We start from the raw sequence: 19,285 nt of genomic DNA, 5'->3' as shown, positions 1-19,285 counted from the left end.
GCGCTCGCCAAGGACGATGCCCGCTACAACGGCTTCGCCCAGTCGGCCACCGGATCCCTCCCCGCCTATAACTGCGGACGTGCCATGTATTGATACGCGTCCGCCGCCTTCCCCACCGCAAGGCGGGGAACGGTGCCGGCAGATATCATGGGGGCGGCCCGGAATGGCCGCCCCCTTTTTTGTGCGGGGGCCCCGCCGGCTGCCCGGACCGCGCGCAAATGCGGCGAAAAACCGCATTGTCGCTTGAAAATCCGCGGCTCCGCTGCTAGTGGCCGCGGCACACGGCGCGGGAATCGTCCCGCGACGACCCGTTTTTTATTGGCTTTCGTGCCGCAGCCAGCGAGTCGCTGTGGTGCGGGATTGAAGATTGGAGACTGACGGCTTTATGCAAATCCTCGTTCGCGACAATAACGTCGACCAGGCGCTGCGCGCGCTCAAGAAGAAGCTGCAGCGTGAAGGCGTTTACCGCGAAATGAAGCTGCGCCGTCACTATGAGAAGCCGTCGGAAAAGCGTGCGCGCGAGCGCGCCGCCGCGATCCGTCGCGCGCGCAAGCTCGAGCGCAAGCGCATGGAGCGTGACGGCGCCCGGTAAATCCGGCGCCTTCGTCCAAGCGTTTTCCCGTCTCATTAAGATCAAGGCTGCCTGTCCATGTCGGTGACCGCCGTTCCGCTTCGCCCGATCGCCAAGGGCTCGATCGCGAAACTCTGGATCGGCGTGGCGCTTGCCGTCGCCGTTGCGGCTGGCGGCGCCTGGATGGGTACCTCGGGCGCGGCTGTGGCCAATGCGGGCACGCCCGAGCAGTATCTCGCATGGGTCGGCAAGCAGGACGGCGTGGTCACCACCGCCTCGGGCCTGCGCTACAAGGTACTCGAGGAGGGCAAGGGCCCTAAGCCGACCGATGAGGATGTCGTCCTGGTCGGCTACAAGGGCACGCTGCGCGACGGCAAGGTCTTCGACGAGAATCCGCAGGCAAGCTTTCCCGTGGCGGGCGTGGTTCCGGGCTTCTCCGAAGGGCTGAAGCAGATGGCGCGCGGCGGCAAGTACAAGCTCTGGATCCCGCCGCAGCTCGGCTATGGCGAGAATTCGCCCGCCGAGGTCATTCCCGCCAATTCGGTGCTTATCTTCGAGGTCGACCTGCTCGACTTCAAGTCGATGGCCGAGATCCAGGCCGAGATGCAACGCCTTCAGGCGCAGGGCGCGCTGCCCCCGCAGGGCATGCCCCCGGGCGGCCAGTAAGCGCCATTCAGCCGGGAAATCAAAAAGGCCGGTGCGAAAGCCCCGGCCTTTTTGTTGGGGCTAGTCGTATCAGAAAACTGAGGCCGTTTGTGTCGAGCGAAGTCGAGACACGTCCCTCGGCTTCGCTCGGGACGAACGGTCCAATCTAGCTAGTCATGCAAACTTCTAAGCGGGCGCCTCATCGGCGCCCCGTTCGGAGCGGCGCTCGAGCGCGACCTTGATCATCGCGACGATGGGGTCGGCGAGCGCGAGGCCATAGATGCCGAACAGCGTACCGAACAGGATCTGCGTGCCCAATGTCAGCGCGGGGGGCATGTCCACGGTCTTCTTGGCGACAAGCGGGATAAGCACATAGCCGTCGAAGGTCTGGACGATGAAATAGACGATGATCGCCGCCAGCCCCGTCTCTATCCCCGCGCTGAAGCCGACCGCGACCATCAGCACGCCGCTGATGAACGCCCCGATATTGGGGATGAAGGCAAGCACGCCGGTCAGGATGCCGAGGATCAGCGCCATAGGCACCCCCGCGATGCTGAGCGCAATCCAGGTTAGCACGCCCTCGAAGAACATGCCGAACAGCCGCCCCGCCATCAGCCGGCGCATGGTATAGCCCATGCGGTCGAGCGTGATCTTGGCCTCGTGGCGTTTGTCCGCGGGCAACAGCCACTGGAAGCCGCGTTCGTAGATGCGCGGTTCCATTGCGAGGAACAGGCCGATGACCGCGATCATGAACAGGCTGGTGAGCGCGCCCAACGCCGAGCCGAGATAGCTGGTCAACCGGCCGATCGACCCGAACACCTCACGCGCGAGGCCCTTGACGTCCTCGGTGCCGGGCATCAGCCCCACTGCCGTCAGCCAGTCGAGGAAGCGGTCGCCCTGCACCGTGATCGTGTCGCGCAGTTGGGCCGCCTGTTGCGCGATCTCGACCCCCGTCATGTAGAGTGTGCCGAACAGGAAGGCGACCCCGGCAATGACGACGATCAGCAGCCTCCAGCCGCGGGCGATAGGCAGTACGCGTCCCAACAGGCGCGTGCCGCCGTCGAGGATCACCGCGAAGATGATGCCGCCGAGAATCAGCAACAATGGCTGGATCAGCAGGATCACGAGCGCGAAGGCGCCAGCCATCGAGAACCAGATAAAGGCGCGCTTGATCTCGGCGCGCGCCGCCGGATCATGGACCTCGCTCGGCCCCGGCGCGGTCACGGTGCGTCCCGGCTCGTCCGCCACGTTTAGTCGCCGTCCCGCGGGTGCAGGCTGGTGAAGGCGCGCCCGCTGCGCATCGCGGTGAACCAGCTGATTGGGTTCCACCATTTCGCCGAGCCGTCGAGCGAGAAGGTGATGAATTCGGCGCGCCCGCCGATATTCTCCCACGGCACCGGCCCACCCAGCCCGAGCGCGGCGACGGGGAAGCGGCTATCAGCCGAATGGTCGCGATTGTCGCCCATCACGAAGACATGGTCTTCGGGGATGGTCGTGGCGGGGAAGTCGTCGCCGGCCGAATAGCCGGTGTCGAGCACGGTAAAGCTGCGCCCGGAGGGGAGCGTCTCGCGAAAAGCGGGCAGTTCGCACCAGACGCTGCCATCGGGGCCGCTCCTCAGCGCGCCCGGATATTCCTCGCCACTGCACGGCATGTTGGCATCGACAGGAATGCGCGCACTGCCCGCTGCCACGCGCTTTACTGGCACGCCGTTCAAGATGACGATGCCGTTCCTGACCTCAAGCCGGTCGCCGGGCAGGCCGATCACGCGCTTGATATAATCGGTGCGGACGCCCGGGGGGCTTACGATCACGACATCGCCGCGCTCGGGCAGCCGGCCGACCAGCCGGCCGGGAAAATGCGGCAATATGTGAAAGCTCGCCGAGACATAGGACCAGCCATAGGGATATTTGGATACCACCAGCCGGTCGCCCGTCAGCAGCGCGGGCACCATCGATTCGGAGGGGATATAGAAGGGCTTGGCGATTAGGCTGTGGAAGCCGAGCACCGCAAGCACCAACCACAGGATCGCACGCAGCTCGGCCCACCAGTCGGTGCCCTTCTTCGCCTCGTCGATCGTGGCGGCAGTTTCGCTCGTATCTGCGGGCTCGTTCATGCGCTTTCCTCCCCGATCGGCAGCGCCTCGAGAATCACGAAGGCCTGCGCCCAGGGATGATCGTCGGTCAGCGTCAGATGCACCTTCACTGCGTGGCCGCTTGGCGTCAGCGCGTCAAGCCGCGCCTTGGCGCCGCCGGTGAGCGCGAGCGTCGGCGCGCCGCTCGGTGCGTTGACCACGCCGATGTCCTTCATGAACACCCCCGCCTTGAAGCCCGTGCCGACCGCCTTGGAAAAGGCCTCCTTGGCGGCGAAGCGCTTGGCATAGGTGCCCGCGCGCGTGAACGGGCGGCGTTCTGCCTTGGCGCGCTCGATATCGGTGAAGACGCGCTTGACGAAGCGTTCGCCGAACCGGTCGAGCGAATTCTGGATGCGCTCGATATTGCACAGGTCGGAACCCATGCCGATGATCATCGCGCCAGATCCATGAACTCGCGCATCTTCGCGACGCTCTTGTCGAGCCCGGTGAAGATCGCCTCGCCGATCAGGAAATGGCCGATATTGAGCTCGGCGATCTGCGGGATTGCGGCGATGGGTGAGACATTGTCGAAGGTGAGGCCGTGCCCAGCATGCGGCTCGATGCCGTTCTTGGTCGCGAGCGCCGCGGCATCAGCGATCCGGCGTAGTTCCTCGGTACGCTCCGCACCGTCGAGATGCGCGTAGCGGCCGGTATGGAATTCGACGACGGGCGCCTTCAGGCGAATCGCGGCCTCGATCTGCGCGGGATCGGGCTCGATGAACAGGCTGACGCGGATGCCCGCGGCCGAAAGGCGCTCGACAAAGGGCGTCAGATGATCGTGCTGGCCCGCGGCGTCGAGCCCGCCCTCGGTGGTGCGTTCCTCGCGCTTCTCGGGAACGATGCATGCCGCGTGCGGGCGGTGGCGCAGCGCGATGTCGAGCATCTCCGCCGTCGCCGCCATTTCGAGATTGAGCGGGATCGACAGCGCGTCCATCAGCGCCGCGATGTCATCGTCGGTGATGTGGCGGCGATCCTCGCGTAGATGTGCGGTGATTCCGTCCGCACCCGATTGCGCTGCGATCAGTGCGGCCCTGACAGGGTCCGGGTGCGATCCGCCGCGCGCGTTCCGGATCGTCGCGACATGGTCGATATTGACCCCGAGGCGGAGCGTCATGCGGCTTCCTTGCGGCTTCCCGGCTTGATCGCGGGGATCGCGGCGAGCTCGGGCGGCAGCGCGTCGGGCGCATAGCTCGGCACCTCGAGCGTGATCAGCGGGAAGAAGGGGACGTCGAACTCGGCCTGGCCGTTGGAGCGGTCAACCAATGCCGCGGCCGCAATGACCTCGCCGCCCGCTGCCGCGATCGCCTTCATCGCCTCGCGCGACGACAGGCCGGTGGTGACGACATCCTCCATCATCAGCACCTTTTGCCCAGGCGTGAGCCGGAAGCCGCGGCGTAACTCGAACGTGCCTTCGGGGCGCTCGAGGAAGATCGCCTCGACGCCCAGCGCGCGGCCCATCTCGTGGCCCGCGATCACCCCTCCCATCGCGGGCGACACGACGATCTCTACGCCCGAGCGGATGTCGCGCGGCATCCGCGAAACCAGCGTCGAGGCGAGCCGCGCGCCGCGCATCGGATCCATCAGCACGCGCGCGCATTGCAGGTAGCGCGGGCTCCTCAGGCCCGACGAGAGGATGAAATGGCCTTCGAGCAGCGCATCCGCCGCCCGGAATTCCGCCAAAATCTCCTCATCGGTCATCGCTCGGGCTCCACTGTTCGATATCAAGCGGCCTTATAGCTTTTCGCGTGTCGCGGACAACCGCCTCAAATTATCGTCACAGATGCTTGAGGCATCCGATATCCCTGCCTATAAGCCGGCCCAAATTGACCGGGCGCGGAGGGCAATCATTGCGTCGGGTCATTTCCAAGAGGGTGAGATCGAGACGCTTATGAACATCTTCAAGACCGCGTTTCTTGCGTTGAGCCTTGCAGCGGCGCCCGCTGCGGCGCTGGCGCAGGAAGCGGCCCCGGCGGCATCCGCCGAGGCGGCCGCAGCCCCCGCTGCCGCAGAGACCGCAGCCAATGCGGCAGCAGCCAATGCGACCGACGTCGCCCCGGCCTTCCCCGAGGCCAGGCCGGTTGCGGGAATCGGTCAGCCCGTCGATGGCGCCATCAGCATCCAGCCCCAGGTCACCAAGATCGGCGAAGAGGCGCTGTGGATGCACGACTGGGTGCTGATGCCCGTCATGACCGGTATCTCAATTCTCGTTCTCTTCCTGCTGTTCTGGGTCGCCGCGCGCTACCGCGCCAAGGCGAATCCTGTCGCGTCCAAGACCTCGCACCACACGCTCATCGAGGTGATCTGGACGCTCGTTCCCGTCCTGATCCTCGTCGGCATCGCGATCCCGTCGATCAGCCTGCTCGCCAAGCAGTTCAAGCCCGCCCCCGAGGGCGCGGTGACGCTGAAGGCGATCGGCAACCAGTGGAACTGGTCGTACGAATATCCCGACCACGGCATCGAGTTCACCGCGAACATGCTGCCCGACGACGAAGCCAAGAAGCGCGGCGAGCCCCGCCTGCTCGCGGCCGACAACCGCGTCGTGCTGCCCGTCGGTCAGCCGATCAAGCTGCTTACCACCGCGTCCGATGTGATCCACAGCTGGGCGGTACCCGCCTTCTGGATCAAGCTCGACGCGGTCCCCGGCCGCACCAACGAGACCAGCTTCACCATCGAGAAGCCCGGCGTCTATTACGGCCAGTGCTCCGAGCTCTGCGGTGACCGTCACGCCTTCATGCCGATCGCGATCGAGGCGGTGAGCCCCGAGAAGTTCGCGGCCTGGGTCAAGGCGAAGGGCGGCAAGATGCCCGCCGAAAAGGCCGCCGAGGAAGCCGCAGCCGCCGCAGTCGCCAATGCTGCGAACGCCGCTAATGCCGCCAATGCCGCCAATGCCGCCGCTGCCAATGCAGCGAACGCGGCTGCGCCCGCCAACGCCATCGAGGCGGCGCCTGCTGCCGCCAACGCCACCAACGCGGCCGCCGCCGCCACCGGAAACTGAGATCATGACCGATATCGCAGCAACTCCGTCCGAATTTCAGGCCGCGCACGCGCACGACCATCATGACGCGGACCACAAGCCGGGCTTCTTCGCCCGCTGGTTCATGTCGACCAACCACAAGGACATCGGGACGCTCTACCTGATCTTCGCGATTTTCGCGGGGATCATCGGCGGCTTGATCTCGGGGCTTATGCGCCTCGAGCTCGCCGAACCGGGGATCCAGTATCTCGAGACCTGGGCGCATATGCAGGGTGGCGACGGCCTCCATCTGTGGAACGCGCTGATCACCGCGCACGGCCTCATCATGGTCTTCTTCCTCGTGATGCCCGCGATGATCGGTGGCTTCGGCAACTGGTTCGTCCCGATCATGATCGGCGCGCCCGACATGGCGTTCCCGCGGATGAATAACATCTCGTTCTGGCTGCTGATCCCCGCCTTCACGCTGCTGCTCGGTTCGGCGTTCGTCTCGGGCGGCACCGGGCCCGGCTCGGGTACGGGCTGGACGGTCTATGCGCCGCTCTCGACCTCGGGCAGCCCGGGTGCGGCGACCGACATGGCGATCCTCGCGCTGCACCTTGCGGGCGCATCGTCGATCCTCGGTGCGATCAACTTCATCACTACGATCTTCAACATGCGCGCGCCGGGCATGACGCTGCACAAGATGCCGCTCTTCGCCTGGTCGGTGCTGATCACCGCATTCCTGCTGCTGCTGGCACTTCCCGTGCTCGCCGCCGCGATCACGATGCTGCTGACCGACCGCAACTTCGGCACGACCTTCTTCGACGCGGCCGGCGGTGGTGACCCGATCCTGTACCAGCACCTGTTCTGGTTCTTCGGCCATCCCGAAGTGTACATCATGATCCTGCCGGGCTTCGGCATGATCAGCCACATCATCTCGACCTTCTCGAAAAAGCCGATCTTCGGCTATCTCGGCATGGCCTACGCCATGGTCGCGATCGGCGTCGTCGGCTTCGTCGTCTGGGCGCACCACATGTTCACGATCGGCATGGACGTGAACACCAAGATGTACTTCACCGCAGCGACGATGGTGATCGCGGTGCCCACGGGCATCAAGATCTTCTCGTGGATCGCAACGATGTGGGGCGGCTCGCTGAGCTTCAAGACCCCGATGATGTGGGCGCTCGGCTTCATCTTCATGTTCACCGTCGGCGGCGTCACGGGCGTCCTGCTCGCGAACGGCGGCATCGACAACTATATGCACGACACCTATTATGTCGTGGCGCACTTCCACTATGTGCTGTCGCTGGGTGCGGTGTTCGCGCTGTTCGCGGGCTTCTACTACTGGTTCGCCAAGATGTGGGGCAAGAACTACAACGAGTTGCTTGGCCAGCTGCACTTCTGGGTGTTCTTCATCGGCGTGAACGTGCTGTTCTTCCCGATGCACTTCCTCGGCCTGCAGGGCATGCCGCGCCGTTATCCCGACTATCCCGATGGCTTCGCGCATTGGAACGAAGTGGCCTCGATCGGCTACGCGATCATGGGTGCGTCGATGATTATCTTCTTTATCAACGTCATCTGGTCGCTGATTGCGGGCTCCAAGGCGCAGGACAATCCGTGGGGCGAAGGCGCGACAACGCTCGAATGGACGCTGTCGAGCCCGCCGCCCTATCACCAGTTCGAGACGCTCCCGCGCGTCGACTGAACGGACTTCGCGCCGGGGCCTCACCGCCCCGGCGCAAATGGTTTTTGATACTGATGGCTAGCAAGGCCCTGGATACGCACGCGACCCCGATACCCGCCGACTGGCGGGACTTTCTCGCGCTCACCAAGCCGCGCGTGATGTCGCTTGTCGTCTTCACGGGACTGTGCGGCCTGCTGGTGGCGCCGCAGCACATCCATCCGGTGCTCGGCTTCACCGCGATCCTGTGCATTGCATTGGGCGCGGGCGCGGCGGGCGCGCTCAACCAGTGGTATGAGGCGGACGTCGACGCCAAGATGAAGCGGACCGCCAACCGCCCGCTTCCCGCCGGCCGAATGGACCGGCAATCGGCGCTGCATTTCGGCGTCGGCCTGTCCTTCTTCTCGGTAATCCTGATGGGGTTGGCGACCAACTGGCTCGCCGCCGCGATCCTCGCGGTGTCGATCCTCTTCTACGTCATCGTCTATACGATCTGGCTCAAGCCGCGCACGCCGCAGAACATCGTCATCGGCGGCGCGGCGGGCGCCTTTCCCCCGGTGATCGGCTGGGCGGCGGTGACGGGCGATGTCGCGACGCTGCCGCTGCTGCTCTTCGCGCTCGTCTTCCTCTGGACGCCCCCGCATTTCTGGGCGCTCGCGCTGTTCGTGAAGACCGATTACGCCGCCGCGGGCATCCCGATGCTGCCGGTGGTGGCGGGCGAGCGGACGACGCGCCACCAGATCCTGATCTACAGCCTGCCGATGGCAGCGGCGGCGGTCGCGCCCTGGGCACTTGGACTGGCCGGCGCGGTCTATGGCGTGGCGGCGGTTGTACTGACCGCGATCTTCCTCGTCATGGCGGCGCAGATCGCGCTGCGCACTACCGGCGAGAGTGACAAGATGCGCCCCGAAAAGCGCCTGTTCGGCTTCTCGATCCTCTATCTCTTCCTCCTGTTCGGCGCGCTCGTCGCCGACAAGCTGGTGCTCGCATGACCCCCGAAGAACTCGAGAAAATCCGCGCGCGGCAGCGCTCGCGCGCGCTGGTGACGGCGCTGATCCTCGGCGGCCTGGTCATCCTGTTCTACGCGATCTCGATCGCGAAGATGGCGATCGCGGGATGACCGCGCCCGCCGTCGACAGCGTCGCTGAGCGCAACAAGCGGCGGACCGCAATTTCGATGGCGATGGTCGTCGTCGGCATGGTGTGCCTCGGCTATGCCGCGGTGCCGCTCTACGACATGTTCTGCCGCGTGACGGGCTTTGGCGGCACCACGATGCGTGCCGACGCCGCGCCCGGCGCGGTCGCGGGCAAGACGATGTCGGTACGCTTCGACGCGAATCGAGAACCTGGCCTGCCTTGGGAGTTCCGCCCCGAGCGCCATACCGAGACCGTCACGCTCGGCGCGCAGGACATGGCCTTCTACGTCGCGAAGAACCTGTCGAACAAACCGGTCAAGGGCATCGCGAGCTACAATGTGAGCCCGACGCAGGCGGGCAAATATTTCAGCAAGATCGAATGCTTCTGCTTCACCGAGCAGACGCTCGAGCCGGGGCAGGAGGTGCGGATGCCCGTGATCTTCTTCGTCGACCCCAAGATCCTCGACGACCCCGACGCGAACGATATCAGGGAAATCACTTTGTCCTACACCTTCCACCCGGTGAAGCCCGATAAGGGTTGAGATTTCCGGTATTGAAGGTACGGACACGAGAAGACGACAAGGGACAGGGATATGGCCGGAGCCAAGAATCACGAATATCATATTCTGCCGCCGAGCATCTGGCCGTTCATCGGCAGCATGTCGGCGCTTGCGATGGCGAGCGGCGGCATCATGTGGATGCATGAGGTAGCCGGCGGCGGCTGGGTCTTCCTGATGGGCCTCGCGGGCGTGCTCTTCACCATGTATTCGTGGTGGTCCGATGTCATCAAGGAAGCGCATGCGGGCGATCACACGCCTGTCGTGCAGCTCCACCTGCGCTACGGCATGATCCTGTTCATCGCCTCCGAGGTGATGTTCTTCGTCGGCTGGTTCTGGGCTTGGTTCGATTTCTCGCTCTTCCCCGCGCCACTTCAGGTCGTGGATGGCGCGGTCGAACTCGTCACCGATCCGGCCCTTGTCGCCACCGTCAGCCAGTGGCCGCCCAGGGGCATGGAAGTGCTCAACGCCTTCGAGCTGCCGCTGCTCAACACGCTGATCCTGCTCTGCTCGGGCACCACCTGCACCTGGGCGCACCATTCGCTGATCCACGGCAATCGCGAGGGGCTCAAGCTCGGCCTGTGGCTGACGATCGGCCTCGGCCTGTTCTTCACCTCCGTCCAGGCCTATGAGTACATGCACGCGCCCTTCCCCTTCAAGGGGCTCAACTATGGCGCCAGCTTCTTCATGGCGACGGGCTTCCACGGCTTCCACGTGCTGATCGGCACGATCTTCCTGATCGTCTGCCTCGTCCGCGCCTATAAGGGCCACTTCACCCCCAAGCAGCATTTCGGCTTCGAAGCGGCGGTCTGGTACTGGCACTTCGTCGACGTCGTGTGGCTGTTCCTCTTCGTCTCGATCTATGTCTGGGGCGGCTGGGGCGCGCCGGTACACGGCTGATCCGATGACCGATACGGCCCCCGGGACCGCGCACGTCGCGCTCGGGGGCCTGTGCCCGCGCTGCGGCGCGAAGACACTCTTTGCCGGCATTGTCCGGTTCGCGCCGAAATGCGGCGCCTGCGGCCTCGACTATGGCCAGTTCAACGTTGGCGACGGGCCCGCGGCCTTCCTGATCCTCATCGTCGGCGCGCTGGTCACGATCGGCGCGGTCAGCGTCCAGCTTGCCTTCGAACCGCCCTTCTGGGTCCATGTCCTGCTCTGGGTGCCGTTGACGCTGGTGCTCGTGCTCGGCCTGCTGCGCATCGCCAAGGCTGTGCTGCTCCAACTCGAATATCGCAACCGCGCGCGCGAGGGGCGCCTCGTAAAATGAAGCGCTGGCCCGCCATTCCAACCACCATCGTCGCGGGTGCGATGCTCGTCATGATCGGCCTCGGCATCTGGCAGCTGCAGCGCGCGTACTGGAAGAATGCGCTGCTCGAGGAATATCGCACCGCCGCAGAACGGCCGCCGATCGCCTGGCCCGCGGTGCCGACGCAAAAGGATGCGCCGCTATTCCGCCGTGCGACGGGCTTCTGCACCGAGGTCACAGGATGGAACGCGGTCGCGGGGCGCAATGCCCGGGGCGAGGCGGGCTGGGCGCACATCGCCGCGTGCCGGACGGGCGGCGTCGAGGGTCCGGGCATGCAGGTCGATATGGGGTGGTCGCGCGATCTGGGGAAACCCATATGGAAGGGCGGGGAGGTGAGGGGCATCGTCGCGCCCGACACACGGCACATCATCCGCCTCGTCTCCGAGACGCCCGCGCCAGGGCTCGAGGTAAGCCAGCCACCCGCGATGGATGACATTCCCAACAACCATCTCGCCTATGCGGTGCAGTGGTTCTTCTTCGCCGCGGTCGCGGGCGTGATCTACTGGCTGGCGCTCAGGCGCCGGGGACAAGCCCTGCCAGCCGATACGCAAAGATAAGCTTGGTTGCGCGGCTGCACGCGCGCCGCTAATCCCGCGGCGTCATGCGCTATATCAGCACCAGGGGGAGCGCGCCGGCGCTCGATTTCGAGAATGTCACGCTGACCGGGCTCGCGTCCGATGGCGGGCTCTATCTGCCCGAGGCGTGGCCGCGCTTCACGCAGGGCGAGATCGCCGCGCTCGCCGGTCTCTCCTATGTCGAGACCGCGGTCAGAGTGATGAAGCCTTTTGTCGGTGATGCGCTCGACGAGGCCGAGCTGCGCGAACTCTGCACACAGGCTTATGGGCGTTTCGACCATGACGCGGTGACCCCGCTCGTCCAGCTCGATCACCAGCACTGGCTGCTCGAGCTGTTCCACGGCCCGACGCTCGCCTTCAAGGACGTCGCGCTCCAGCTGCTCGGCCTGTTGTTCGAGCGCTTCCTGTCGCAGCGCGACACGCACATCACGATCGTCGGCGCTACCTCGGGCGATACCGGCTCGGCGGCGATCGATGCGGTCGCGGGGCGCGCCAAGGTCGACATCTTCATGCTCCATCCCGAGGGCCGCGTCTCGGACGTGCAGCGCCGGCAGATGACGACCGTCCTCGCGCCCAATGTCCACAACATCGCGATCAAGGGCAGCTTCGACGACGCGCAGGCGATGGTGAAGGCGATGTTCGCCGACCCCGATTTCTCGGGGCGTTTTGCGCTGTCGGCGGTCAACTCGATCAACTGGGCGCGGTTGATGGCGCAGGTGGTCTATTATTTCTACGCCGCGGTCCGGCTCGGTGCGCCCGAGCGTAGCGTCGCCTTCTCGGTGCCCACGGGCAATTTCGGCGACGTCTTCGCGGGCTATGTCGCAGAGCGCATGGGGCTTCCCGTCGAACGACTGATCGTCGCGACCAACGTCAACGACATCCTCCACCGCGCGCTGTCTTCGGGCGATTATTCGCAAGGGACGGTCGTGCCGACCGCGACGCCCTCGATGGACATCCAGGTCAGCTCCAATTTCGAGCGGCTGCTGTTCGATCTTGGCGGACGACACGGCGCTGCCAATGCCGAGGCGATGCGCGGCTTCGAGGCGAGCAGGGCGCTCAAGCTCAGCGATGCGCAGCGCGAAGGCGCGGTGCGACTCTTTTCCAGCGCACGCATTGATGCCGAGGCGATGGGCCATGCGATGCGCTGGGCGCATGATCGCGCGGGCCAGATCATCGATCCGCACAGCGCGGTCGGCCTTGCCGCGGCGCGTGCGGGCGAAGTGAAGGACGTCCCGATCGTGACGCTCGCCACCGCGCACCCCGCGAAGTTCCGCGACGCGGTCGAGCGCGCAACGGGCGTGCGCCCGCCGCTTCCCTCGCGGATCGCCAATCTCTTCGAGCGCGAGGAACGCTACGATGTCCTCCCCGCGACCTTTGCCGATGTGACCGGTTATATCGCCGGGCGCGCTACACGGCGGTCATGAAGCTGACAACGCTCATCGGCGAACCATGGCCCGACTACGGGCTGGTCGATTCGGGGCATGGCCGCAAGCTCGAGCGCTATGGCCGCTTTCGCTTCATCCGCCCCGAGCCGCAGGCGATGTGGGCGCCTGCTTCGGATGACTGGGATGCCGATGCCGAATTCGTGCCCGGATCGGACGAGGAGGGCGGCGGGCGCTGGGAATATCGCCGGCCCGTGCCGCGCGAGGGCTGGCCGCTCGCCTGGGACGATGTCCGCTTCACCGCGAACTGCACCCCCTTTCGCCATCTCGGCTTCTTTCCCGACATGGCGCCGGTCTGGAGCTGGATGCGCGAACGCGTCGACGGCGTGACCTCGCCGACGGTGATGAACTTGTTCGGCTATACCGGCGTCGGCACGCTCGCGATGGCGGCCAGCGGCGCGACGATGGTCCATGTCGACGCTTCGAAGAAATCGGTCGAGGCAGCGCGGCAGAATGCGGTGCTTTCGGGGCTCGCCGAAAAGCCGGTGCGCTGGATCGTTGACGACGCAGCCAAGTTCACCGCGCGCGAGGTGCGGCGCAACCGGCGCTATGACGGCATATTGCTCGACCCGCCCAAATATGGCCGCGGACCCGAAGGCGAGGTCTGGAAGCTCGAGGAAGGGCTGCCGGACCTGATCGCCAATTGCCGCCAGCTGCTCGACGAGAATAGCCGCTTCTGCTTCCTGACGGTCTATGCGGTCAGGATGTCCGCTCTCGCGATCGGCGAGCTGATGCGCCAGGCGATGGGCGACCTGCCCGGCACCGTCGAGGCGGGCGAGCTTGCCGTGCGCGAAGAGGCGCGGGGGCTGTTGCTGCCAACCGCGATCTTCGCGCGCTGGAGCCGCTGATTCGCTAGGGGCGTTGCTGATAGCGCCGCTGACGCGCGGCGCAGAACGCGACCCAGCCCGTCGACGCGAGGACGACGACCATCACACCAAGGCCTTCAACCACTTGGGCCACTGAAAAGGCGATCAGCGCGATCACCGCGGCCATCACCAACGCCAGCCCAACACAGATACCGTTTCCGGTCATTGCGAACCCACTCCCATGTTCTCTGGGCGCAGCCTGCCGCAACGCTTCGCCCGGCGCAACGGGAACGGAAGGGGATTCTGCTATTCGCGTCCGGCCCTCATTGCGGCGCCAGCGGCAAAGGGCGCGATCGCGACGAGAATCAGGCTTGCCGCCGCAAGCAGTTTCAGCCCGCTGCCCGATCCGTCGCCGAGCGATCCTGCACCGAAAATCAGCACGGGCACCGCGAGCGGAAGCATAAGCAGACCGGCGAGCGCACCCGCGCCGCGCAGGCCTGCGGTGAGCGCGCTCACCAGCAGCCCAAGCGCGGCCAGCCCCGGCGTGCCGATCGCGAGGCCCGCCTCGAGCCGCCCGAGCGTCGCACCGTCGAGCCGGAGCAATGCCGCGGCCGGGATCGCGGCGACCATCAGCGGCGGGCCGAAGCTCAGCCAGTGCGCGACGATCCTGGCGAGCGCGACGAACTCGTCGCTGATCTCGCGCGTCGCGATCTGGTCGAGCACGCCCGAATCGCGATCGGGCACGATCAGACGATCGACCGGGAGGAGCGCGGCGAGCAGCGCGGCGACCCACAGCACGCCGCCACCGGTGCGCGCGAGAAGCTGCGCGTTGGGGCCGACCGCGAAGGGGAAGAGTGTCGCCACCAGCAGGAAGAAGGCGATCGGGAGCAGCGCACCGCCTGCGCGCAGTCCACTCGCGAGATCGCGGCGCACGAGGTGAACGAACGTGCTCATGGCGAGGTCAGCGCGATCTGCTGGGCGTCCTCGAGTCCGATCGCCTGGTGCGATGCCGCAAGCACGATGCCGCCCACGGCGCGGTGCGTCGCCATCGCGTCGGCCAGCCTGTAGAGCGAGGCGGTGTCGAGGCCGTTGGCGGGTTCGTCGAGCAGCCAGATCGGCGCGCCGCTTGCTATGACGCGCGCCAGGGTGGCGCGCTTGCGCTGGCCGGTGGAAAGCATGCGGACAGGAACGTCGCTCAGGTGGAGCAAGTCCATCGCCGCCAGCCCCCGCACCGTCTCGCAGCCCTCGACGCCGTCAAGCCGCGCCCAGAAGTGGAGCGCGCGCCCGAGCGGCACATGCCGGTCAAGAGCCGCATTCTCGTCGGCCAGGCTCAATCGTGCTTCGCGCCGGATGCGGCCCGCCGCGGGTTTCAGCAATCCGGCGGCGAGGCGCAGCAGGCTCGATTTGCCGACGCCATTGGGGCCGGTCACGACCGCCGCCTCGCCCGGCGCCAGCGCGAAGCTCAGCCCCTCGAACAGCAGCCGCCCGCCGCGCAGGCATGCAACGTTCTCAAAGGTCAGCGCCGCGCTGTTCACCCCGCGGCGTCTTCGAGCGCGTGCATGTCGTCGTCGGACAGCCCGAAATGATGACCGACCTCGTGGACGATGACATGCGTGATCAGCGCCTCGAGCGACACGCCGGTCTCGATCCATTCCTCGAGCAGCGGACGGCGATAGAGATGGATGGTCGCGGGCATGTCGCCCGTTGCCATCGGCTCGCCGATCGGGCGGCCGGTATAGAGGCCGGTCAGCTCGAAGGGATCCTCGATCCCCATTTCGACGAGGATCGCATCCTCGGCAAAGTCCTCGACGATCAACAGCACGCCCGCAAGGAAGCCGCGAAACGGATCGGGCAGACGCTCCATCGCCGCGCGCCCGAGCGCCTCGAGATCCGCGACGCTGGGCGCATAGCTCTCCGATTGACCTTTGCCTGTCATCGCTGCGACATAGCCCATCATGCGGGCCCAACGCCAGCGACAGGAGAAGAGCAAAAATGGTCGACCAACTGAGCGATGCCGAACGCGCCGACGCGCTCGATGGCTTGCCCGAATGGGACTATGACGAGGCGCGCGACGCGATCACGCGCACCTTTAACTTCAAGGATTTCTCCGAAGCCTTCGCCTTCATGACGCGCGTCGCGCTGCTCGCGGAGCAGGCCGACCATCATCCCGAATGGTCCAACGTCTGGAATCGCGTCGAGATCTTGCTCACGACGCACGACGCGGGCGGGCTGTCCGAGCGCGATGTCGAGATGGCCGAGGCGATCGAGGCACTGCTCGAATAGCGCTCAGGCCTCGCGGCCGAGCCGCGCGCCGAGCTTCTTCCTGAGTGTACCCGGCATCCAGCGCGCGGCGAAGGCCATCGACTTTGCGGTCTTGCCGACGACGACGTGTACCCTGTCGCCATGCACCGCGTCCCACGCCGCCTGCGCCACCACCTCAACGGGGGTGAATTCGAGCCCCGCGTCGCGGACATTGTCGCGCGCGGTGGCGTTGGAGCCCGCGGACACCATGTCGAGCAGCGGCGTGTCGATGAAGCTCGGCATGATCGAGCACACCTTGACGCCGAGTGGGCGCCACTCGATCTCGAGCGCTTCGGTCAGCCCGCGCACGCCGAACTTGGTTGCCGCATAGACCGCGAGGCCGGGCCCCCCATAGAGTCCCGCGGCCGAACAGGTGTTGAGCATGCACGATCCCGGTGTCGCGCTCAGATAGGGCAGCGCGACATGCGCGCCGTTGATCACGCCCTTGAGGTTGATCTCGACCAGCAGGTCGCTATCCGACGGGTCCGAGAGCGCGAACTCGCCGCCGCGCGCGATCCCGGCATTGTTGAAAAGGACATCGAGCCTTCCGCCGCTCGCCGCGACAAAGCCGTCGAGCGCGGCCTTCCACTGAGCGCGGTCGCGCACATCCATGGGGTGGATGCTCGACCTGCCCGACGGGAGCAGTGCCGCGGTCTCGGCCATGCCGGCCTCCTTGATGTCGGCCAGACCGACGAACCATCCCTGTGCGGCGAAATGCTGCGCGGTTGCGCGCCCGATCCCCGATCCGCCCCCCGTGATGAAGATCGCCTTGCCCGTCATGTCCGCCTCTCCCCTCCTGTTTCGAAAGACGATATCCAACGATTACGTAAACGGAAAGTGGCTAGGCGGTGTCAGGCCGTGCGGAGCTCGAGCCTGAAATGCGCGCCGGCGATCGAGGGCATCAGCCGCAGTTCGCCGCCGCTCGCCTCGACCAGCGAGCGCGCGATGGCAAGGCCGAGGCCGCTGCCCCCCGACTCGCGCTTGCTCGTGAAGAAGGGGGCGAAGATGTGGTCGCGGTCGCCTTCCGGGATGCCGGGGCCGTCATCGGTGATATCGATGATGATCCCGTCATGCGCGTGGCGCGCGATGATGCCGCATGAAGTGGCGCCTGCCTGGCGACTGTTCTCGATGATCGCCGCCGCGACCGACTCGATCGTCGATGCCTCGACCTGTGCCGGCGGCAGCGGGGGCACCGCCTCGATCGACACCGCGAACGTGCCATTGCGGAAGCTGTCGGCCACGCGCGTCAGCTCGTGCAGCACATCGGCGCGCGACCCCGCGTCGGGAACGCGCATATCCGCGCGGGCGAGCTCCATCAGCCGACCCACGAGGCGCGAGAGGCGGTCGGCATCGGCCGATATGTTGCCGAGGAAGCGGCTGCGCTCGGCGCGCGTCATGGTTTCGCCATGGTCCTCGAGCAGCTCGATCGCGCCGCGTATGCCCGAAAGCGGGGTCTTGAACTCGTGGCTCACCGACGCCGCGAAATCGCGCAGATAGCGCGAGCGGTGCGCTAGGCTTTCGGCCATCCGGCGGAAATCCTCGTAGAGCGTGCGGATCTCGATCACCGACAGCTCGGGATCGGGGGGTACGCTCCCGCGACCCGCGGCGACGTCGCGCGTGGCATGGCTGAGCGCCTCGATCGGGCGGACGATCGCGCGCGAGAGCAGGCCCGATACAATGACGAGCAACCCGAAGATCGCGGCGACGCCGAGCAGGATCTTGCCGCGATCCTCGTAAAGCCCGCGGAACAGCGCGCGCGGCGATCGCGAGAGCAGCAGCACGCCCTTCACCCGACCGTCGACGCGGATCGGGTGCGCATGGTGCAATCTCAGCGCCGAGGCGCGGCTGAGCCATTCGAACGAGTAGCGCGGCTGGTAATTGCCGTTGCGGCGAAACACCGTCGCGGCATTGCCCGCAAGCGCCGCCGCGATCTCGGGCAGCGCGGCATAGCTGCCACCGGCTTCATAACCCGTGATCACGATTCCGCGGCGATCGAGGAACTGGATCGAGGCGAGCGTCGCGCGTTCGGTCCGCTCGACGATCGGGGCGAAAGTGCGCGCCATTGCCACCGCCTCGGCGTCGGGCGCCTGGTGCGTCGCGTGCGCCCGCGGGCGTTCGGGCAGCATCTCCGACGTGCGCAGGTCGATCGCGGTCCATGTCGGCTGTAGCGGCCGGGCATCGCGACTGGTCGCGCGTTCGCCCGGCCACAGCCCCTCGGCGGTTGCAGCGAGCGCGGCGCCCTGCGCAACCAGCTCGGCCTCCGTCTGGCGGACCAGCGTATTCTCGTAAACGCGCAGGAACAGCGCGCCGATCCCGGGCAGCGCCGCGACGAAAAGCAGTATCGCAAAGATGATCGTGCGCAGCCTGAGCGCTGGCCAGTGCCGTTTCACCCAGTCCTTGAAGCGCGTGATCATGCGGCGGGGCCGCGACAGGCCCCGAGGCGGTATCCGATACCCGCGCGCGTCTCGATCAGGTCGTTGCAGCCCGCCGACGCGAATTTCTGGCGGAGGTTGCGGACATGGCTGTCGATCGTGCGGTCGGTAATGGCAAAGCCGGGCCCGTGCAGCCGGTCGATGATTGCGTCGCGGCTGAAGATCTTGCCGGGCATCGACACGAGCGTGCGCAGGATGGTGAATTCGGTGACGGTGAGCGCGATCTCGCGGTCGCGCCAGCGCGCCTCCCACGCCTCGATATCGAGCGACAGGTCGCCGTAGCGTGTGACGAGCGATGCCTCCACCTTGGGCGGATGCCCGGCAGTACGGCGCAGGATTGCCATCGACCGCGCGACCACCTCGCGCGGGCTGAAAGGCTTGACGACATAGTCGTCGCCGCCGAGTTCGATGCCGAGGATGCGGTCGATCTCCTCGTCGCGCGAGGACAGGAACAGGATCGGCACCTCGCCCGCGGCGCGCAGCCGGCGGCAGACCTCGAGCCCGTCGAGCCGGGGCATGTTGATGTCGAGGATGACGAGATCGGGGGCGTGCGCCGCCACCGCCTCGATCGCCACCTCGCCGTCGCCCGCCTCGACGGTTTCCAGCCCGGCCTTGTTGAAGGCGAAGACGAGCAGCTGGCGGATGTGCGGATCGTCGTCCACGATCAGTATCTTGCGGGGCATGGCGCACATGATCATCGTTGCGCTTCCCCTGTCAACGGCGCGGGGGGCGGGGCGGGCATCGCG

General features: G+C 66.3%; 25 protein-coding genes. 13 read left to right on the top strand and 12 right to left on the bottom strand.

Annotation, left to right across the window (positions count from 1 at the left end; genetic code table 11):
* Positions 1-385: 385 nt before the first annotated feature.
* The gene (rpsU, locus tag AC3WJD_RS19960; protein WP_119759866.1) at positions 386-592 is read left to right on the top strand and encodes a 30S ribosomal protein S21; all 207 of its coding nucleotides are present in this window, start codon (positions 386-388) and stop codon (positions 590-592) included.
* Between the two features lie 57 nt (positions 593-649).
* Positions 650-1,237 (top strand): FKBP-type peptidyl-prolyl cis-trans isomerase, encoded by a 588-nt coding sequence (locus AC3WJD_RS19955; protein WP_492748506.1) that lies wholly within the window; start codon positions 650-652, stop codon positions 1,235-1,237.
* A 165-nt stretch (positions 1,238-1,402) separates the two neighbouring features.
* Here AC3WJD_RS19955 and AC3WJD_RS19950 read toward each other — a convergent pair whose 3' ends face one another.
* The 5 genes from AC3WJD_RS19950 to pyrE are packed head-to-tail and all read right to left on the bottom strand — an operon-like array spanning position 1,403 to position 5,046.
* Complete coding sequence (locus AC3WJD_RS19950; RefSeq protein WP_492748505.1) at positions 1,403-2,464, bottom strand: AI-2E family transporter; 1,062 nt, start codon at positions 2,462-2,464, stop codon at positions 1,403-1,405.
* 2 nt (positions 2,465-2,466) lie between these two features.
* Positions 2,467-3,330, bottom strand: a complete 864-nt coding sequence (gene lepB / locus AC3WJD_RS19945; protein WP_492748504.1) for a signal peptidase I — start codon at positions 3,328-3,330, stop codon at positions 2,467-2,469.
* Entirely contained in the window at positions 3,327-3,743 is a 417-nt protein-coding gene (acpS, locus tag AC3WJD_RS19940) for a holo-ACP synthase (RefSeq protein WP_492748503.1), read from the bottom strand. Before acpS ends, lepB begins: the two co-directional genes overlap by 4 nt.
* Entirely contained in the window at positions 3,740-4,462 is a 723-nt protein-coding gene (locus AC3WJD_RS19935) for a pyridoxine 5'-phosphate synthase (RefSeq protein WP_492748502.1), read from the bottom strand. The genes acpS and AC3WJD_RS19935 overlap by 4 nt, the downstream gene beginning before the upstream one ends.
* Positions 4,459-5,046, bottom strand: a complete 588-nt coding sequence (gene pyrE / locus AC3WJD_RS19930) for an orotate phosphoribosyltransferase (RefSeq protein WP_492748501.1) — start codon at positions 5,044-5,046, stop codon at positions 4,459-4,461. Before pyrE ends, AC3WJD_RS19935 begins: the two co-directional genes overlap by 4 nt.
* A 190-nt stretch (positions 5,047-5,236) precedes the next feature.
* On the opposite strand from pyrE, the gene coxB reads away from it, so the two are divergent.
* From coxB to AC3WJD_RS19880, 10 genes are read left to right on the top strand one after another with little or no spacing between them, the layout of a single operon-like run.
* Complete coding sequence (gene coxB, locus AC3WJD_RS19925; RefSeq protein ID WP_492748500.1) at positions 5,237-6,343, top strand: cytochrome c oxidase subunit II; 1,107 nt, start codon at positions 5,237-5,239, stop codon at positions 6,341-6,343.
* A 4-nt stretch (positions 6,344-6,347) separates the two neighbouring features.
* Complete coding sequence (ctaD, locus tag AC3WJD_RS19920; RefSeq protein ID WP_492748499.1) at positions 6,348-8,006, top strand: cytochrome c oxidase subunit I; 1,659 nt, start codon at positions 6,348-6,350, stop codon at positions 8,004-8,006.
* 53 nt (positions 8,007-8,059) lie between these two features.
* The gene (locus AC3WJD_RS19915; RefSeq protein WP_492748498.1) at positions 8,060-8,974 is read left to right on the top strand and encodes a heme o synthase; all 915 of its coding nucleotides are present in this window, start codon (positions 8,060-8,062) and stop codon (positions 8,972-8,974) included.
* Positions 8,971-9,102, top strand: coding sequence for a cytochrome c oxidase system small membrane protein (locus AC3WJD_RS19910; RefSeq protein ID WP_492748497.1), 132 nt, complete (start codon positions 8,971-8,973; stop codon positions 9,100-9,102). Before AC3WJD_RS19915 ends, AC3WJD_RS19910 begins: the two co-directional genes overlap by 4 nt.
* On the top strand, positions 9,099-9,659 hold the full coding sequence (locus AC3WJD_RS19905; protein WP_492748496.1) for a cytochrome c oxidase assembly protein: 561 nt from the start codon (positions 9,099-9,101) through the stop codon (positions 9,657-9,659). Before AC3WJD_RS19910 ends, AC3WJD_RS19905 begins: the two co-directional genes overlap by 4 nt.
* A 51-nt stretch (positions 9,660-9,710) precedes the next feature.
* Entirely contained in the window at positions 9,711-10,574 is an 864-nt protein-coding gene (locus AC3WJD_RS19900) for a cytochrome c oxidase subunit 3 (protein ID WP_492748495.1), read from the top strand.
* Between the two features lie 4 nt (positions 10,575-10,578).
* The gene (locus AC3WJD_RS19895; RefSeq protein ID WP_492748494.1) at positions 10,579-10,944 is read left to right on the top strand and encodes a DUF983 domain-containing protein; all 366 of its coding nucleotides are present in this window, start codon (positions 10,579-10,581) and stop codon (positions 10,942-10,944) included.
* On the top strand, positions 10,941-11,540 hold the full coding sequence (locus AC3WJD_RS19890; RefSeq protein WP_492748493.1) for an SURF1 family protein: 600 nt from the start codon (positions 10,941-10,943) through the stop codon (positions 11,538-11,540). Before AC3WJD_RS19895 ends, AC3WJD_RS19890 begins: the two co-directional genes overlap by 4 nt.
* Before the next feature lie 44 nt (positions 11,541-11,584).
* Positions 11,585-12,982: a threonine synthase gene (thrC, locus tag AC3WJD_RS19885; RefSeq protein ID WP_492748492.1), complete on the top strand. Its 1,398-nt coding sequence runs from the start codon at positions 11,585-11,587 to the stop codon at positions 12,980-12,982.
* Positions 12,979-13,848 carry a class I SAM-dependent methyltransferase gene (locus AC3WJD_RS19880; RefSeq protein ID WP_492748491.1) on the top strand — a complete coding sequence of 290 codons (870 nt, stop codon included), beginning with the start codon at positions 12,979-12,981 and terminating at the stop codon, positions 13,846-13,848. The genes thrC and AC3WJD_RS19880 overlap by 4 nt, the downstream gene beginning before the upstream one ends.
* 4 nt (positions 13,849-13,852) lie before the next feature.
* Here AC3WJD_RS19880 and AC3WJD_RS19875 read toward each other — a convergent pair whose 3' ends face one another.
* From AC3WJD_RS19875 to AC3WJD_RS19860, 4 genes are all read right to left on the bottom strand, one after another.
* On the bottom strand, positions 13,853-14,032 hold the full coding sequence (locus AC3WJD_RS19875; RefSeq protein WP_492748490.1) for a hypothetical protein: 180 nt from the start codon (positions 14,030-14,032) through the stop codon (positions 13,853-13,855).
* An 80-nt stretch (positions 14,033-14,112) separates the two neighbouring features.
* Positions 14,113-14,760: a heme exporter protein CcmB gene (gene ccmB, locus AC3WJD_RS19870; protein ID WP_492748489.1), complete on the bottom strand. Its 648-nt coding sequence runs from the start codon at positions 14,758-14,760 to the stop codon at positions 14,113-14,115.
* Positions 14,757-15,341 (bottom strand): heme ABC exporter ATP-binding protein CcmA, encoded by a 585-nt coding sequence (gene ccmA, locus AC3WJD_RS19865; protein WP_492748488.1) that lies wholly within the window; start codon positions 15,339-15,341, stop codon positions 14,757-14,759. The genes ccmB and ccmA overlap by 4 nt, the downstream gene beginning before the upstream one ends.
* On the bottom strand, positions 15,338-15,760 hold the full coding sequence (locus AC3WJD_RS19860) for a metallopeptidase family protein (protein WP_492748507.1): 423 nt from the start codon (positions 15,758-15,760) through the stop codon (positions 15,338-15,340). Before AC3WJD_RS19860 ends, ccmA begins: the two co-directional genes overlap by 4 nt.
* A gap of 38 nt (positions 15,761-15,798) precedes the next feature.
* On the opposite strand from AC3WJD_RS19860, the gene AC3WJD_RS19855 reads away from it, so the two are divergent.
* Positions 15,799-16,089 (top strand): 4a-hydroxytetrahydrobiopterin dehydratase, encoded by a 291-nt coding sequence (locus tag AC3WJD_RS19855; protein ID WP_492748487.1) that lies wholly within the window; start codon positions 15,799-15,801, stop codon positions 16,087-16,089.
* A 3-nt stretch (positions 16,090-16,092) separates the two neighbouring features.
* Here the strand turns inward: AC3WJD_RS19855 and AC3WJD_RS19850 are convergent, their stop codons facing one another.
* The 3 genes from AC3WJD_RS19850 to AC3WJD_RS19840 form a co-directional block, all read right to left on the bottom strand.
* Positions 16,093-16,887 carry an SDR family oxidoreductase gene (locus AC3WJD_RS19850; protein ID WP_492748486.1) on the bottom strand — a complete coding sequence of 265 codons (795 nt, stop codon included), beginning with the start codon at positions 16,885-16,887 and terminating at the stop codon, positions 16,093-16,095.
* A 71-nt stretch (positions 16,888-16,958) separates the two neighbouring features.
* Positions 16,959-18,521, bottom strand: coding sequence for a sensor histidine kinase (locus tag AC3WJD_RS19845; protein WP_492748485.1), 1,563 nt, complete (start codon positions 18,519-18,521; stop codon positions 16,959-16,961).
* A partial coding sequence (locus AC3WJD_RS19840; protein WP_492748484.1) for a response regulator transcription factor occupies positions 18,518-19,285 on the bottom strand: 768 nt, incomplete at its 5' end. The genes AC3WJD_RS19845 and AC3WJD_RS19840, both read right to left, overlap by 4 nt.

The sequence above is a fragment of the Sphingobium sp. FW306-1B-F04DB genome (assembly GCF_058781925.1).
The sequence above is the reverse complement of the archived record's forward strand: the minus strand, read 5'-3'. Positions and strand labels throughout refer to the sequence as shown.